Origin of the sequence: Porcincola intestinalis (assembly GCF_009696445.1) — a bacterium.
In the GTDB taxonomy this organism is placed as follows: Bacteria; Bacillota; Clostridia; order Lachnospirales; family Lachnospiraceae; genus Porcincola; species Porcincola intestinalis.
Genome location: NZ_VULZ01000003.1, coordinates 107,683 through 123,104, shown reverse-complemented (window position 1 = coordinate 123,104; position 15,422 = coordinate 107,683). Strand labels below are relative to the sequence as shown.

The following is a 15,422-nucleotide window of genomic DNA, read 5'->3' as shown; positions in this document are numbered from 1 at the left end:
CGTCATCATCCGTTTGCTTTCTGCCGGCAGCCTTTCAGCCGGAAGCCGCTGAGACAGCCGCGGAATCAGCTTCTTTACAGTTCATACAGTTCAGCTGCGGCAGACAGGGAAAGCTGCCAGGAGAGCAGAATGGCATGCTGCGGACTTCCGCTTGCAAATGCAGCCTGCCCTGTGTTAGAGTGTTCGGGTAAGCAGGACAGGCGGCCGCTGCCGGCAGACCGAAAGGTGCCGGGAGAGGAAAGTCCGGGCTTCACAGGGCAGGATGCCGGATAACGTCCGGTGGAGGCGACTCCCAGGAAAGTGCAACAGAAATGTACCGCCGGGATTTTCCCGGTAAGGTTGGAAGGGCAGTGTAAGAGACTACCGCCCGCCCGGTAACGGGCGGGGCACATGCAAACCCCATCCGAAGCAAGGCCGAAACGAAGCATATGGCTGCCCGTCAGCTTCAGGTAGGCTGCTTGAGCCCGCCGGCAACGGCGGGCCTGGATAGATGGCCGTCCACGACATAACCCGGCTTATCGTCCTGCTTACATCTCAGACATTTCAGACGGTTCAGACAGCAGAATGCTTCTGACGATTCTTTAAGAATTTCTTCATAATTTCTGTTCTTGAATTCACGATCATCGATTCCCTGAACGTGTTATCATACCTGTGTCGAAACAGTGAACACTATAAACGTTTCCACTTTCGGACACAACTTCCTGAAAGAAGAGGGCGAGACACTATGATGAAGAGAAGACAGATGCTCGGACTGCTCGCTGCCTGCGCGCTTGCGTTTACAGGCAGTTTTACCGGCTATGCCGACCCGGTAACATACGATACGACATCGAATGCTTCGTACGGTGGGCAGCAGTTCAATTTTGACGCCGGCACACCGAAGCTCTATCCGGGAGACAAGGTCTATGGGGCTGCCGCCATTTATCTTGGTGCAGACAACGCACAGGCCGGAAAGGCGGAGAGCCTGAGCAAGGCTGATGACGGTACATCCCTGTGGAAGGACGGGACGGCAGCTGTCTATACAGTCAAGGATCTGACGCCTGCAGCTGATACCGCTCAGACAGAGATGGTTCCGCTTACGGATGAGAATGGCAATCCGGTGACAAACGAGGACGGGAGCCCGGCGATGGTGCCGCAGCAGATCACTCAGCAGCCGGAAGGAAAGGTTTACCAGCTGGATCTTGCCGGTTACGTGGTGGAGGCAATAGGCGGAACCCTGTCAGGGTCCGGGGATACAGATCCCTCTGCATCCGCTCTGACTGTGACGGCCTCCGACGGAAGCCAGCAGACCGCGATGCCGGACGCAAAGTATTTTGCGGAGGGCAGTCAGGTGACGGTGACCGCAGATGCGGCTCCGGACGGGCAGCAGTTCTCCGGATGGTCTGTCTCGAAGATCGGGGCGGACGGCAGTGTCCAGACGGCAGATGATGTGTCCGCGCTCGGTCTTTCCGGACTCAGTGCCGAAGCTCTGAAGAATGCCACCCTGACCTTTACAATGGGAAAACCGGATCAGGTGGTGGTTTTTACGGCCCAGTATGAGGCAGCGCAGAAGGAGACCGAACAGCCTGCTACGGAGGCACCGGCGACTGGTCAAGCTGCAGCGGATCAGCAGCAGACAGACGCAGCCGGGCAGGATACTTCCCAGAGCATCAATGTTGAGGGCGGTGCTGCAACTGAAGAAGCGGGTAACGCGGCAGCTTCCGCAGATGCTTCCGATGCATCCTCTGCCTCGACTGACAGCCAGCAGGCACAGAGCGTGAATGTTTCTGTGATATTTGTCACGGATGACGGATCTGATTCCACAATTGTCACGCCTTATTCGGACGGCTTCAGCCAGGCGATCAATACACAGGCGGAGAACAGCAAGGGACAGGTGTTTGACAAGTGGACGGCTTCGGATCCTGCCGTACAGTTCTCTGATCCGGCGTCCGCATCGTCGACTGTGACCTTTGCAGCGGCTCCTTCAGCGGATGTCACCATCCAGGCAGTATACAAGGATGCGCCAGCGGCTCCGGCACAGACGGAGACGACGGCAGAATCCGATGCGCAGAACACGTCGGACCAGCCGGAGACAAAGGCGACAGAGGCTCCACAGGCTGAGACAAAGGCAACGGAGGCTCCACAGGCTGAGACAAAGACGACGGAAGCGCCGCAGGAGACAGCAAGTCTTCTGACGGTCAATCTGGAAGGTGCTGAGAATCCGGCAGCCGTTTCGCTTCAGAACGCAGCGAACAGCAACAAGATTGAGGCAGGCACACAGGTTCCGGAGGGAACTGTTGTGACGGCAACGGTTGAGGGCGTAGAGAAGGCGTCTGATGTTTCTGTCACGACGAGTGATGGAGCATCCGTTCAGACGAAAGAAAACGATGGCGATGGAAGCCAGAACGTGTCTGTCACCTTTACGATGCCGGCTGAGGAGACGACGGTGAATGTCGCGGAGCAGAAGCCTGATGATCATACACTTACAGTTAATAAGGATGACAATGGCGCGTCTCATTATACAAAGGTGACAGTAACAGACAAGGATGGAAATTCGATTCCGGATCTGAAAAAGCTTCAAAAGGATCAGATCATTGTCGTCAAGGCTGAGAACAGCAGTGCGTCTCCGGTTGTGACAGTTACCGGAGCGGACAGTTCGAAAATTGTCAATACAGATGCCAGCGGTCAGACCTTTACGTTTGCCATGCCTGATCAGGATGTCACAGTGAACGTCACAGCACCGGAGGACAAGACCTACAAGGTCTCTGTCACGGTAACAGGCGGCGTGATAACCAGTGATAGCAACAATGCAAGCGGTGCGTATCTGGCAGGAACCAGCCTGTCCGTAAAGGCTGACGATGCTCCGGCCGGAAAGGCATTCGATGGCTGGACATTCTCTGATCAGAATCTGCTGAAGGAGGTCCCGGGTGACCTGACACAGACAGCGCTTTCGTTTGAGCTGAAGAGCCCGCTTATAGCATCCGCGAAGCTGACCGTTACGGCCAACTATAAGGATATCATGTACAATCTGACGGTTACGTCCGGAAGCGGGACGGGGCAGTATGCAGCATCGACGCCGGCGACCATCACAGCGGACGCACCGAAGGAAGGATACAGATTCTCCGGATGGACGATTGCATCCGGAACCGGGACCTTCGCGGATCAGAAGGCAGCGACCACAACCTTTACCTGCAGCTCGGATGCGTCTGTGCAGGCGAATTATGAGCCGATTCCATATAAGATTACGGTAAAGAACGGAAAGCCTTCCGGAACCTATACGATCGGCCAGAAGGTATCGCTTCAGGCAGATTATCCTGCTGCAGGAAAGGAATTTGACAAATGGACGGTTACGAGCGGCAAGATCGAGCTTGGAGACAAGTCCTCCTACTATTCAACTGCGACGGTCAAGGCAAGTGATGCAACGATCACGGCCGTGTATAAGAACGGACCGGATCCGGCAAACAACACCATTTCAGGGCTCCAGAATGATATGGAGTACCTCAAGAGCAGCACACTGACCTTCAACGCCGTAGGAGCCGGGATGGATAACACGAATCCGAATCCGGGCGATTACCGCTACAGACCGACCGGTTATCAGATCGGGTCCGTGACAGGCAGCTGGACACAGGCACCGTACCAGACATCGATGGCGATCAATGCGGTTGGCGATTATACGCTGACGGTAACTTATGCGAAGGATGTCTACGATGGGAATACCTGGAAGGCAGACGGAACGACCGATCAAAAGTCGATCACGATCCATGTCGTGAATACGCTTTCTGTCAAGACCGGCGACACAAGCCCTATCATCCCGCTGGCAATCGTTGCGGCAGCGGCACTGGCAGCGATCATTCTGCTGGTTGTGATCAGAAAGAAGAACCGCAGGTAAGACAGACGGACAGTCTGACAGTGAAAAAACCTGACGTTCTGACAGGAATCGTTCTGACAGAAATATAAAAAACAGCTCCTCCGGAGATAGGCTTCATCCATGAAGCATATCAAACTCTCCGGGGAGCTGTTTTTTATCGACTGGATCATTAAACCTCTGAATCTTCAGAGCGTGTGCTGCGCAGTGGATTCTGACCGGCAGCTCGCAGTCAGCCGAACTTCCTGAGAATTTCGGCGATGGCACTGTGGTTGTTATCGTGCTCCGTGACATAGTCGGCAGCGTCTTTTAGTGCCTGGATGCCGTTGCTCACAGCGCAGCCATGTCCCGCAGCGATGATCATCGGAATGTCATTCTCCTGGTCCCCGGCACTGATGGTGTTTTCAATCGGAACGGACAGTTCCTTAGCCAGAAAGCTGACCGAAAAACCCTTGTCAATTCCGTTTGGCACGATTTCGAGAAGAAATTCGTTGGAGAGAAAGACATTCATTTTCCCGGACAGGCGGCCGCGGAGGAGTGTGCAGAATGTCTGAACTCTGGAAGGATCTGAAAAGTCGATGGCAAGAAGTTTCCCTGTCGGAAGCTTCACGGCATCTGCCAGATCCGGAACGATCTCAAACGGGAGGTGCTGGATCTCACAGTACTGACGAAGATTGTCATCATCCGTTTCCGTCAGAACGGCTGTGTCGGAGTATGCCTGGAGATGGATGCCATATTCCTTCGCACAGCGGTTGACCAGCCGGACATCCTCTGCGTCAAGTCCTCTTCTGTAGAGGGTTCTGCCTGCATATACATCGTAGATCTGAGAGCCATTGTAGGCACAGAGATAGACACCCTTCCGCCCGGTCAGACCGAGGTGTTCCATCAGATGAAGCGCACCGGCTAGCGCCCTTCCGGTTGAGACAGCAAGTGCATTGCCTGTGTCCAGAAAGTGCATGATCGCGGACCGGTTCTCATCGGTCAGTCTCTTGTCCGTTGTGACGAGTGTTTCATCAATATCTGAGAATAGTATTTTCTTGTAAGAGGAATTCTGCATAAAGGAAGCCTTTCAACTGAATATTTGTCATGTTAGAATGGTGAACAGGTTGTTGTGTCTGTCTGAAAGCATCTATCCGACTGTCACAGAGCCTTCCCGGAAACAACGATTTTCAGTATAGAGACGCCGGAACAAAGCGTCAAGAGTTCCGGGATGAGAACAGTCAAGGATTTTTGAGACAAGAACAGGAAGAAAGAAGGAAAAAGCAAGAATGACGAAGCAGCTTTATTATGAAGATGCATACCTGAAAGAGTTTGACGCACGCGTCATTGCCTGCAGGGATGGGGAGAATGGGATACATCTTTATCTGGATAAAAGTGCCTTTTTCCCGGAGGGCGGCGGACAGGATGGGGACAGAGGGTATCTTCTCTCAGACCTGTTTCCAGGAAGGAAAGCAGCCATTACAGATACGCAGAGTGACGGCGATGATATTTATGTTGTATGTGATCGGGAAGTGAAGGTTCCTGCAGGAACAAGGGTACATGGTGTTCTGGACTGGAAGTTCCGTTTTGACCGGATGCAGAATCATTCCGGCGAACACATCGTGAGCGGCCTCATCCATAACCGCTTTGGCTATGAGAATGTAGGCTTCCATATGAGCGCCGACAGGATGACAATCGATCTGAGCGGGGAGATCAGGGAGGAGGAGCTTCAGGAGATTGAGCAGCGGGCGAACGAGATTGTCTGGAATAACGTGCCGCTCCATACGGATGTCTATACGGAGGAGGAAGCGGAGAATGTTCAATTCCGGAGCAAGAAAGAGCTCCACGGCATGATCCGCGTTGTGACGATTCCGGGGGCGGATGTCTGTGCCTGCTGCGGGACTCATGTCCGGTATACGGGCGAAATTGGTCCGATCCGTCTGATTGCACATGAGCGCTTCCGGGGCGGTATCCGCATTGAGATGATGTGCGGGCGGTGGGCATACAACTATATGTCGGGCATTCTTCGTCAGAACCGGGAGGTCTCAGCGCTGACGTCTTCGAAACCGCTGGAGACAGCCGCTGGTGTCGGGAAACTGCTTGAGGATGAAAAAGCACTGAAGGGACAGCTTCTGGAACTGCGGTATGCAGAGATGGACAGGATGGCCCAGTCACTTGCTGGAAAGGGCCCCGTGCTCATCTTTGCACAGACCTATGATCCGGTGATGGTCCAGAAGCTGACGTCAAAGGTGATGGAAAAAAACGGCGGGTTGGCCTGCGTCCTTTCGGGGAGTGATGAAGCCGGGTACTTTTATACGATAGGGCAGAGGGACGGTGACCTGAGGGCACTGATCCGTGAGATGAATCAGGCACTCGGCGGAAAAGGCGGCGGACGGCCGTATTTTCTTCAGGGATCGGTGAAGGCAGACAAAGAGCAGGTGGAGACATTTTTAAAAGAGAATATACCTGGTCTGCTCGTGCAGCAGATCTAGCCATTGAGCTGACAGATACTGCGCCCTTCAGACGACTATATGCAGTCATATCCGTCCCGGCAAGAGCTTCAGCTTCCTTAAGATTGACAGAGCCAGATTGGCAGAAATCCGGGGTGGAAGATGAGACCGTCTGCTTGTTTTGACGCACAGGGATGGATCTTGTATAATAATTAAGTTGTGTAAATTTTACTGTTTATTAGCCTGAAATGATGCGTGAGGGATCGGATAGATGTGTGGAATTGTCGGATATAACGGAACCGTACAGGCAGCGCCGCTGCTCCTGGAGGGGTTATCGAAGCTGGAATACAGAGGCTATGACTCGGCAGGTCTTGCAGTCGTCAATGACAAAACAGGCAACATCGATATCGTCAAGGCAAAAGGGCGTCTGAAAATCCTCGCTGAGAAGACGGATGATGGCCGGGCGATGCAGGGAACGATCGGAATCGGCCACACCAGATGGGCAACCCACGGAGAGCCGTCCATCGCCAATGCACATCCGCATTACAGCGATGACAGGCAGGTGGTCCTGGTTCACAACGGGATCATTGAAAACTATGTGCAGCTGAGAGAGAAGCTGGAGAAGAATGGGTATACCTTCTATTCCGAGACGGACACGGAGGTCGCCGCAAAGCTGATCCATTATTATTATCAGAAGTACGACCATAACCCGATCGAGACACTGTGCCGCATGATGTATCGTGTCAGAGGCAGTTACTCTCTCGGGATCCTGTTCAAGGACCGTCCGGGCGAGCTGTATGCAGTCCGCAAGGACAGTCCGCTGGTTGTCGGTGTTTCCGAGGATGAGAAGCATCCGGGAACGTTCATTGCATCGGACGTCACGCCCATCATGAAATACACCCGCCATGTGTATTATCTGGACAATTACGAGATTGCCTGCCTGAAGAGCGATTCGATCGATTTCTGGAACATCGACAGAGAACATGTCGAGAAGGAGCCGGTTGAGGTGAAATGGGATACTCAGGCGGCTGAGAAGAGCGGGTATGAGCATTTCATGATCAAGGAGATCCACGAGCAGCCGAAGGCCGTCCGGGACACGATCAATGCCTATGTCAAGGATGGACAGATCGACCTTTCGGAGACAGGGCTGACCGATGACTTCCTGAAGTCCCTGGATCAGCTGTATATCGTCGCCTGCGGGAGTGCCTACCATGTCGGTGTGGCAGCCCGCTATGTGATTGAAGATCTCACCTCGATCCACATCGAAGTGGATCTGGCGAGCGAGTTTCGCTACAGAAACCTGAAGCTGCGGGACCACTCCCTGGTCATCATCATTTCTCAGTCCGGTGAAACGGCAGACTCCCTGGCGGCGCTCAGACTCGCGAAGGATAAGGGTGTACCGACTCTAGCGATTGTCAATGTCATCGGCTCCACGATTGCCCGTGAGGCGGATCATGTCATGTACACGCTTGCAGGGCCGGAGATTGCCGTCGCGACGACAAAGGCTTACTCCACCCAGCTGATCGCAACGTATCTGTTTGCGGTCGAGGCAGCGCGGGCGCGCGGTGAGATCACCCAGGAGAAGGCGGATGAGATGGTCACTGAGATGCAGACGCTCCCGGAGAAGATCGAGCGGGTGCTGAACGACAAGGACAGAATCCAGTGGTTTGCGGCAAAGTTTGCGAATGCAAAGGACATGTTCTTCATTGGAAGAGGGCTGGACTACGCGATCAGTCTGGAAGGCTCCCTGAAGATGAAGGAGATCAGCTACATTCACTCGGAAGCCTACGCCGCGGGCGAGCTGAAGCATGGAACCATCTCTCTGATCGAGAAGGGGACGCTGGTTGTCGGCGTCATGACACAGTCGAAGCTGTTCGAGAAGACCCGCTCCAACATGGTGGAGGTCGGAAGCCGCGGCGGTTACCTGATGGGACTGACCACCTATGGCAACTACAGCATCGAGGACACGGTGAACTTCACCGTCTATGTACCAAAGACAGATGAGCATTTTATGACCTCGCTGGCGGTCATCCCGCTGCAGCTTCTGGGCTATTATGTCTCCTGTGCAAAGGGCCTGGATGTCGATAAGCCGAGGAACCTCGCAAAGTCCGTGACCGTCGAGTGAGAACCGGAAAACAAATAAGTTGCAAGGTCTGATCGCACGGTAGTGTTCTGCCCGTCAAGTGGAGCGAGAATCATAAAAATATACCGCCAGCTGAGCAATCAGCTGGCGGTATTCTTATGCCGACGAAGCATCGTATTCATGGGAATTGACCGGAACCATCAGAGTTTGAAGGACCATGAGGCTGGACGATGCGTGATCTGAGGCAATGAGTGTAGAAACGGAGAACGATTGAGTGACTTGATCGAGTTAGGAATACTTCCTTGATATCCTCTTTTAGGTAAAATGAAAGGTTTTCGCAAGGACGTCGAAATCCATATCGCGCTGCGCCAGGTTCAGCGGTGTTCCGTCATCGAGACGATAACCGGAGGCATCTCCGCTGCCGGGATAGGAACCGACGACATGAGGCCACTTGATGCCGACGGACGGATCGTTCCAGGCGATGCCGCCCTCATCGCCAGGTGTATAGAAATCTGTTACCTTATAGCAGAACTCTGCGATGTCGGAGAGCACGAGGAAGCCATGTGCGAATCCAGGTGAGATGTAGAACTGAAGGTGGTTGTCCTCGGAAAGCTCCACGCCATACCACTGGCCGAAGGTCTTGCTGCCCTCACGCAGGTCAACTGCAACGTCGAAGACAGTCCCGCGGATGCAGCGGACCAGCTTTCCCTGAGGGTGTTTCTTCTGAAAATGAAGCCCGCGCAGCACGCCCTTTGTCGAGGAGGACTGGTTGTCCTGGACAAAGACCATATCCAGACCGGCTTCCTTCATGTCGCGTTCGTTGTAGGTTTCTGTAAAATAGCCTCTCTTATCGCCGTGTACAGTCGGCAGAATGGTGTAGAGACCATCGATTGGTGTCTTGTTGACTGTAATCTGTCCCATGTAGTTCGTATGATCCTTTCTTTACATCATGCAGCCGGCACGTAAGGCCGGCCGGCTGCATGAAAACGTCTGGTTTTAGTACCCAAGCTCCTTCAGATATCTTGCCAAGGCATCTCTCCAGTCCGGAAGAGGAGTGAAGCCCTCCCTGACGAGCTTTGACTTGTCGAGTCGGCTGTTGAAGGGGCGCTTTGCCTTGGACAGCCCGTATTCGGCTGTGCTGACCGGGATGAGCCGGAGATTCTTTTCGCTGTACTCGTCGTGGCCGAGCAGCGCAGCCTGCCGGAAGATTTCGCGGGAGAAATCATACCAGCTGATATAGCCCGTCTTCGTGCCTTCCTTTGTATAGACAGCCTCCGGCGATGCACTTTTTGTGCCGTCCATGAGATACCCGCCCTCGGAGGCTGGAATCTCCGCATTGGTTGCATGGTAATACCCATACTTCTCTGTCTCAATCATATCGACAAGAAGCGATGCCAGGTCAAATGTGTAGGTCGGGGTCCCGATCTGATCATCGACGATTCTCAGCTCATCATGGCTTTTGCCGATATTCAGCATGGTCTTGATGTAGTTTTTCCCGTTCTTGCCGAAAACCCAAGCAATCCGGACGATGAAATACTTGTCGATGGTGCCAGAGACTGCAAATTCCCCGTCAAGCTTCGTCTGGCCGTAGACATTCAGCGGCTTATAGCCCTTGAAATCCGGATCCCACGGCGTATCTCCTTGTCCGTCAAAGACATAGTCCGTGGAAAGGTAGACCATCTTTGCATCGATGGTCTTTGCTGCATCCGCGATGTTCTGTGTTCCGCCTACATTGACAGCGCGGACCTTTGCTACTTTGTCATCATCCTCTGCAAGATCGACAGCTGTCCATGCGGCACAGTGAACGATGACGTCAGGGCGAAGCGCCTGGACTGCTTTCATGACAGCATCCCGGTCCGTGATGTCAAGGGAGATATAAGGCATTGTTGTGACAGGACTTCCATCCTGTGCGCCGGCATATTCCGGCTGAATATCCGATCCGGTTCCCTGATAACCTCTTTTGTAGAGCTCGTTCATCACGTCATGGCCGAGCTGACCGCCAACTCCTGTTACCAGTACATTCATAGTTTTCACCCTTGTCAGACTTCTTTCCTGTTTCCGTACATCTTCTGGTAGTAGTTCTGGTATTCGCCGGAAATGATCGGCTTCCACCAGTTTTCATGTGTCTTGTACCAGTCGATGGTCATCCGGATGCCATCCGCGAACTTCGTCTCTGGAAGCCATCCCAGTTCGTTGTGGATCTTGGTCGGGTCGATGGCATAGCGTCTGTCATGTCCCTTGCGGTCCTCGACATGTGTAATCAGGGAGTAGGGTTTTCCAAGTGCGTCGCAGATCAGCTTCACAATGTCGATGTTGTGCATCTCATTGTGTCCGCCGACGTTGTAGACCTCGCCGTCTCTGCCCTTGCGCATGATCAGATCGATCGCGCGGCAGTGATCCTCCACATAGAGCCAGTCGCGGACATTCTTGCCCTCGCCGTAGACCGGGAGCGGCTTGTCATTCAGTGCGTTGATGAACATCAGCGGAATGAGCTTCTCCGGGAACTGATACGGTCCGTAGTTGTTGGAGCATCTGGAAATGGTGACCGGGAGACCGAATGTTCTGTGGTATGCCAGGACGAACAGATCTGCAGATGCCTTCGAGCTGGAGTAGGGGCTGGAGGTGTGAAGCGGGGTATCCTCATGGAAGAAGAGATCCGGGCGGTCAAGCGGCAGATCGCCGTATACCTCGTCGGTAGAGACCTGGTGGAACCGGCGGATGCCGTACTTGCGGCAGGCATCCATCAGGATCGTCGTTCCATGAATGTTGGTTTCAAGGAAGATGTCCGGATTCACGATTGAGCGGTCGACATGGCTCTCTGCCGCAAAGTTGACGACAATGTCAGGTTTTTCCTCCTCAAAGAGCCGCTCAACTGCCTCACGGTCCGTGATGGACTCCTTTACAAAACGGAAGTTCGGTTTGTCGAGGACGGGCTTCAGGGTGGACAGGTTTCCTGCATAGGTCAGGCTGTCGAGACAGATAATCCGGTCCTCCGGATGGTTTTTCATTTCGTAGAAGATAAAGTTGGAGCCGATGAAGCCGGCTCCGCCGGTGACGATGATATTCATAAACAAAATCCTTTCTGTGCCTTGAACGATTCTGCCGGGAATCGGTCAGCTTAATCGGTCAGCTTTTCACTGCGTCTTGTCGATATACTTGCCGTCGAGAACGTCCTTGAGGTACTGTCCGTACTGATTCTTTTTCAGAATATTGTAGACCTCGAGAACCTCCTCCTTGCTGATCCAGCCGTTGTTGTAGGCGATCTCCTCCAGGCAGGCAATCTTGCGGTGCTCGTGCTGTTCGACCGTCTTGACGAAGTTGGTGGCATCCACAAGCGACTCGTGCGTCCCGGTATCGAGCCAGGTGAAGCCCTGTCCCAGAAGCTCGACATTGAGGTCGCCATGTTCCAGGTAGATGCGGTTGAGGTCGGTGATTTCCAGCTCTCCGCGCGCGGATGGCTTCAGGTTCTGAGCGTATTCGATGACGCGGTTGTCGTACACGTACAGGCCGGTCACGCAGTAGTTGCTCTTCGGCTTCTTCGGTTTCTCCTCGATCGAGACGGCCTTTCCTTCTTTGTTGAAGGAGACAATGCCGAAGCGCTCCGGATCATCCACGTAATACCCGAAGACCGTAGCCCCGCGGCCGGACTCCGCGTTCTTGATGGCGGTCTTCATGCGCTTCTTCAGACCATGCCCGAAGAAAATGTTGTCCCCGAGGATCATCGTGACTTCGTCGGATCCGACGAATTCCTTCCCGATGATGAAGGCCTGTGCGAGTCCGTCCGGGCTGGGCTGGACCGCATAGCTCAGGTGGACGCCGAATTGATGTCCGTCGCCGAGCAGCTCGCGGAAACGCGGTGTGTCCTGCGGCGTCGAGATGATCAGAATCTCCCGGATACCGGCAGACATCAGGACCGACATCGGATAGTAGATCATCGGCTTGTCATAGATAGGAAGCAGCTGCTTCGAGGTGACCATGGTGAGCGGATACAGGCGTGTGCCGGATCCGCCGGCGAGAATGATTCCCTTCATGCGTCAGAACTCCTTTCTCGTACTGGGACCTGCCGGAAAAACGGAGGATTCTGTATGACACGTACAGACTTCGGAGGCCCTTGACTGGCTACAGTGTATATGGTGACGCTACGTCACCTTCAAGCCCTTGGAGAAAATACAGAAAATTTAAGGCGATCAGAGCCTGCAGACGAAAATACCGGCATCTTTTGTGACGTAGAATTCATTTCCAACCTGTTCTTTTACGAATGACTGAAACTCTTTGTACCGGTTGACCAGATACTGGTTCTGGTTGCCATGGCAGGAGAGAATGTATTCGATAAGCGGCTGCGGGTCGGTAATCCTCAATCCGTCCTCGTACCGAAGGAGGCGGACGGAGGAGAAAACAGGGGAGAGAAGCGACTGCCCGTTTTCAAGACCGAAGCGCTCATACAGATGACCCAGTGAGAGCGAGATGTGACTGTCGAAGAGGCGGACAAGATCACGGATTTCGTGCATATGGCGGCTGCTGTAGCTGCTGCAGATAAACCGTCCGCCAGGCCTCAGGACGCGTGCAAGCTCCTGAAGCGTTCCGGGCAGATCATCCGCATAGAACAGGACATGGTTGGCGATGACCAGGTCAAAGGTATTGTCCGCGTACGGAATGTTGGCGCAGTCGAAGACCTGGAAGGTGAAGGACTGGAGATCTTGCCGTATATTTCGCCGAACGTCCCGTATCATGCCGTCCGATATATCCGACAGTACGATGGAGATGGGACGAGGGAGTTCTTCGTGCCGGCAGGTCCAGAGTGCCCCGTCTCCGCAGCCGACCTCCAGGACACGCATGCCCGGTGCAAGCTCCAGCTTTCGGTAGAGCCAGGGAAACCACCCTTCCGGGTTTGTTGAATAGAGGCTGTGAAGCGCGATGCGGGCGGAGAGGTTCGTTGCGCTTCTGTACTGGGATGCAAGGGAACGCTCCATGCCGGTCAGATGGATCAGGTCCAGCATATTCTGCCAGTTGACATTGCCGCGGCGGAGCTCTTCCTCCGTATCGCGGATCGCCTCGGCGACCGTCTGCATCTGTTCGATCCGGTCCTGGACGAGTTTTTCCTGAATGCGAAGCATCCGGGAGATGTGGCTGTAGTCCGATCCGCCGATAGTCATGTCCCGGATCTCCTCCAGAGAAAAGCCGAGGTACTTGAGAAGCAGGATCTGCTGGAGAGATGCCAGATCCCGGTCTGTGTAAAACCGGGCACCGTGCGCATCCACAAAAGAGGGCTTGAGTACATTCTGCCGGTCGTAAAACCGGATGGTCCGGACTGAGACATCCGCAAGCTTTGCAAACTGACCTGATGAATAATAGCCTTCCTTCTTCATGACAGCTATTCCCCGTCCTTCCCGATCATATCAATCAAATCAATCGTACATGTTTGAAACAGATTGTATCACAGCAGCAGAAACATTTCGACAGGCGGAACAAGACGGCGTATAATGCAGGGTATCACGCAGCATGGGAGGTTATCATATGGATCATTCAGAATATGCAAATCGTCTGGACGCATGGGCAGAGGCGCACAGACAGGAGATGACGGACGATATTTCCGCGCTTGTGCGCATCGACAGCACAAAGGGCGAGGCGAAGGATGGAAAGCCGTTTGGCGAAGGACCGGCGGCAGCGCTGGCAGCAATGGCGCGTCTGGCTGAATCAAAGGGGTTTCAGGTTCATAACTATGACAACTACTGCATTACAGCAGATCTTGCTGGAGATGGAGAGAAGAGCCTGGACATTCTGGCGCATCTCGATGTCGTACCGGTTTCGAAGGACTGGAAGAAAACGCAGCCCTTTGAGCCGCTTCAGGAAGATCACTATCTCTATGGAAGAGGAACAGCGGATGACAAGGGACCTGCTGTTGCGGCATTCTATGCCATGCGGGCTGTCTCGGAGCTGGGCATCGGTCTGCGCCATGGCGTCCGGCTGATCCTGGGTGCAGACGAGGAGTGCGGCAGTTCCGATCTGGAGCATTACTATGGAATTGAGAAGGAGGCAGAATATACATTTTCGCCTGATGCAAACTTCCCGTTGATCAATATCGAGAAGGCAAGATTGGCGAAAAAGTTTACCGCAGACCTTCCGGAGGACTACCACACACCCTGTGTCCTTGAAATTGACGCAGGCTCAAAGGCAAATGTCGTGCCGGGGACTGCGGATGCCGCGTTCCGGGGACTGACGAAGGAGCAGCTTGAACAGGCGGCGGGAGAGACAGAGAAGAAGACAAAGGCGGCTGTGACCTGGGAGCTGAAGAGCGACCGTGAGTTCGTTCATGTTAAGGGGCAGACAGGCCATGCGGCCATGCCGGACAACGGCTCCGTCAATGCCCTGACAGCCCTGCTTTTCTTCATCAGCAGGCTTCCTCTTGCAGGGACGAAGACGACTCATGCACTCCTAGGACTGGCTGAGCTCTTTCCGTTCGGAGACTGCCACGGGAAGGCGCTTGGGGTTGATCTTTGCGATGAGGAGAGCGGCGAGCTGACGCTCAGCCTGGATATCCTGAAGCTTCAGAATGGAAAGCTGACGGCGGAGTTTGACTGCAGAGCGCCGCTCTGCGCGACAGAGGAAAACCTGACGGAGAAGATCAGAGCCATGCTCCGGCAGAAGGGCTTTGAGATGGAGGATGGTCCGATGACACCGGCCCACTATGTGCCTGCGGATTCGCCATTTGTCAAAACGCTTCTTCAGAGCTATGAGCGCTATTTCGGCAAGCCGGGCAAGCCGATGGCTATTGGCGGCGGCACCTATGTCCATGGCCTGAAGAGAGGTGTCGCGTTCGGCTGCGAGGTGGAAGGTGTTGACAACCGGATGCATGGCGATGATGAATTTGTCGATATCGATGTGCTTGTGAAGAGTGTGAAAATCTTTGCGGACACGATCATCCAGCTGTGCGGCTGATGCAGCTGATGAGCCAGCCCGAGCAGTTCAGAAGGATGAACGACAGACGGAAGATATACAGACGGAAGATATACAGAAAAAAGTGGGTCCCGGCACTGGCTGGCGGCCCACTTTTTTCTGCTGATGTCTGACC

General features: G+C 54.0%; 10 protein-coding genes and 1 other RNA gene. 5 read left to right on the top strand and 6 right to left on the bottom strand.

Translation table 11 applies throughout. The features are described 5' to 3' along the window. The first annotated feature begins 188 nt into the window (after positions 1–188). Positions 189–534: RNase P RNA component class A (gene rnpB, locus FYJ35_RS04125), an RNA gene on the top strand. Positions 535–724: 190 nt separating this feature from the next. Continuing rightward, on the top strand, positions 725–3,865 hold the full coding sequence (locus FYJ35_RS04120; protein ID WP_154523589.1) for an InlB B-repeat-containing protein: 3,141 nt from the start codon (positions 725–727) through the stop codon (positions 3,863–3,865). A gap of 208 nt (positions 3,866–4,073) precedes the next feature. On the opposite strand, the gene FYJ35_RS04115 is transcribed toward FYJ35_RS04120, so the two are convergent. Further along, positions 4,074–4,898 (bottom strand): Cof-type HAD-IIB family hydrolase, encoded by an 825-nt coding sequence (locus FYJ35_RS04115; protein ID WP_154523586.1) that lies wholly within the window; start codon positions 4,896–4,898, stop codon positions 4,074–4,076. Positions 4,899–5,109: 211 nt separating this feature from the next. Here FYJ35_RS04115 and FYJ35_RS04110 point away from each other — a divergent pair, with 211 nt between their 5' ends. Both FYJ35_RS04110 and glmS read left to right on the top strand, forming a co-directional pair. Then, on the top strand, positions 5,110–6,312 hold the full coding sequence (locus FYJ35_RS04110) for an alanyl-tRNA editing protein (RefSeq protein ID WP_154523583.1): 1,203 nt from the start codon (positions 5,110–5,112) through the stop codon (positions 6,310–6,312). A 229-nt stretch (positions 6,313–6,541) separates the two neighbouring features. Beyond that, complete coding sequence (glmS, locus tag FYJ35_RS04105) at positions 6,542–8,395, top strand: glutamine--fructose-6-phosphate transaminase (isomerizing) (RefSeq protein WP_154523580.1); 1,854 nt, start codon at positions 6,542–6,544, stop codon at positions 8,393–8,395. Positions 8,396–8,668: 273 nt separating this feature from the next. On the opposite strand, the gene rfbC is transcribed toward glmS, so the two are convergent. The 5 genes from rfbC to FYJ35_RS04080 all read right to left on the bottom strand — a co-directional run bounded on the left by rfbC (position 8,669) and on the right by FYJ35_RS04080 (position 13,719). Further along, positions 8,669–9,274 (bottom strand): dTDP-4-dehydrorhamnose 3,5-epimerase, encoded by a 606-nt coding sequence (rfbC, locus tag FYJ35_RS04100; protein ID WP_154523577.1) that lies wholly within the window; start codon positions 9,272–9,274, stop codon positions 8,669–8,671. A 75-nt stretch (positions 9,275–9,349) separates the two neighbouring features. Next, on the bottom strand, positions 9,350–10,378 hold the full coding sequence (locus tag FYJ35_RS04095; protein ID WP_154523574.1) for an SDR family oxidoreductase: 1,029 nt from the start codon (positions 10,376–10,378) through the stop codon (positions 9,350–9,352). A 14-nt stretch (positions 10,379–10,392) separates the two neighbouring features. Beyond that, a complete protein-coding gene (gene rfbB / locus FYJ35_RS04090; RefSeq protein ID WP_154523571.1) occupies positions 10,393–11,421 on the bottom strand; it encodes a dTDP-glucose 4,6-dehydratase in 1,029 nt (342 codons plus the stop codon). Between the two features lie 66 nt (positions 11,422–11,487). Then, the gene (gene rfbA / locus FYJ35_RS04085; protein ID WP_154523568.1) at positions 11,488–12,384 is read right to left on the bottom strand and encodes a glucose-1-phosphate thymidylyltransferase RfbA; all 897 of its coding nucleotides are present in this window, start codon (positions 12,382–12,384) and stop codon (positions 11,488–11,490) included. A 156-nt stretch (positions 12,385–12,540) separates the two neighbouring features. Continuing rightward, the gene (locus FYJ35_RS04080; RefSeq protein ID WP_154523565.1) at positions 12,541–13,719 is read right to left on the bottom strand and encodes a MerR family transcriptional regulator; all 1,179 of its coding nucleotides are present in this window, start codon (positions 13,717–13,719) and stop codon (positions 12,541–12,543) included. 148 nt (positions 13,720–13,867) lie between these two features. On the opposite strand from FYJ35_RS04080, the gene FYJ35_RS04075 reads away from it, so the two are divergent. Next, positions 13,868–15,289, top strand: coding sequence for a Sapep family Mn(2+)-dependent dipeptidase (locus FYJ35_RS04075; RefSeq protein WP_154523562.1), 1,422 nt, complete (start codon positions 13,868–13,870; stop codon positions 15,287–15,289). Positions 15,290–15,422: the final 133 nt, after the last annotated feature.

What these genes read in the sequence shown, in the direction of transcription:
- glmS (WP_154523580.1), top strand. Translation starts at nt 6,542, where the DNA reads ATGTGTGGAATTGTCGGATATAACGGAACCGTACAGGCAGCGCCGCTG.
- rfbB (WP_154523571.1), bottom strand. Translation starts at nt 11,421, where the DNA reads ATGAATATCATCGTCACCGGCGGAGCCGGCTTCATCGGCTCCAACTTT.
- rfbC (WP_154523577.1), bottom strand. Translation starts at nt 9,274, where the DNA reads ATGGGACAGATTACAGTCAACAAGACACCAATCGATGGTCTCTACACC.
- FYJ35_RS04075 (WP_154523562.1), top strand. Translation starts at nt 13,868, where the DNA reads ATGGATCATTCAGAATATGCAAATCGTCTGGACGCATGGGCAGAGGCG.
- rfbA (WP_154523568.1), bottom strand. Translation starts at nt 12,384, where the DNA reads ATGAAGGGAATCATTCTCGCCGGCGGATCCGGCACACGCCTGTATCCG.
- FYJ35_RS04110 (WP_154523583.1), top strand. Translation starts at nt 5,110, where the DNA reads ATGACGAAGCAGCTTTATTATGAAGATGCATACCTGAAAGAGTTTGAC.
- FYJ35_RS04080 (WP_154523565.1), bottom strand. Translation starts at nt 13,719, where the DNA reads ATGAAGAAGGAAGGCTATTATTCATCAGGTCAGTTTGCAAAGCTTGCG.
- FYJ35_RS04095 (WP_154523574.1), bottom strand. Translation starts at nt 10,378, where the DNA reads ATGAATGTACTGGTAACAGGAGTTGGCGGTCAGCTCGGCCATGACGTG.
- FYJ35_RS04115 (WP_154523586.1), bottom strand. Translation starts at nt 4,898, where the DNA reads ATGCAGAATTCCTCTTACAAGAAAATACTATTCTCAGATATTGATGAA.
- FYJ35_RS04120 (WP_154523589.1), top strand. Translation starts at nt 725, where the DNA reads ATGATGAAGAGAAGACAGATGCTCGGACTGCTCGCTGCCTGCGCGCTT.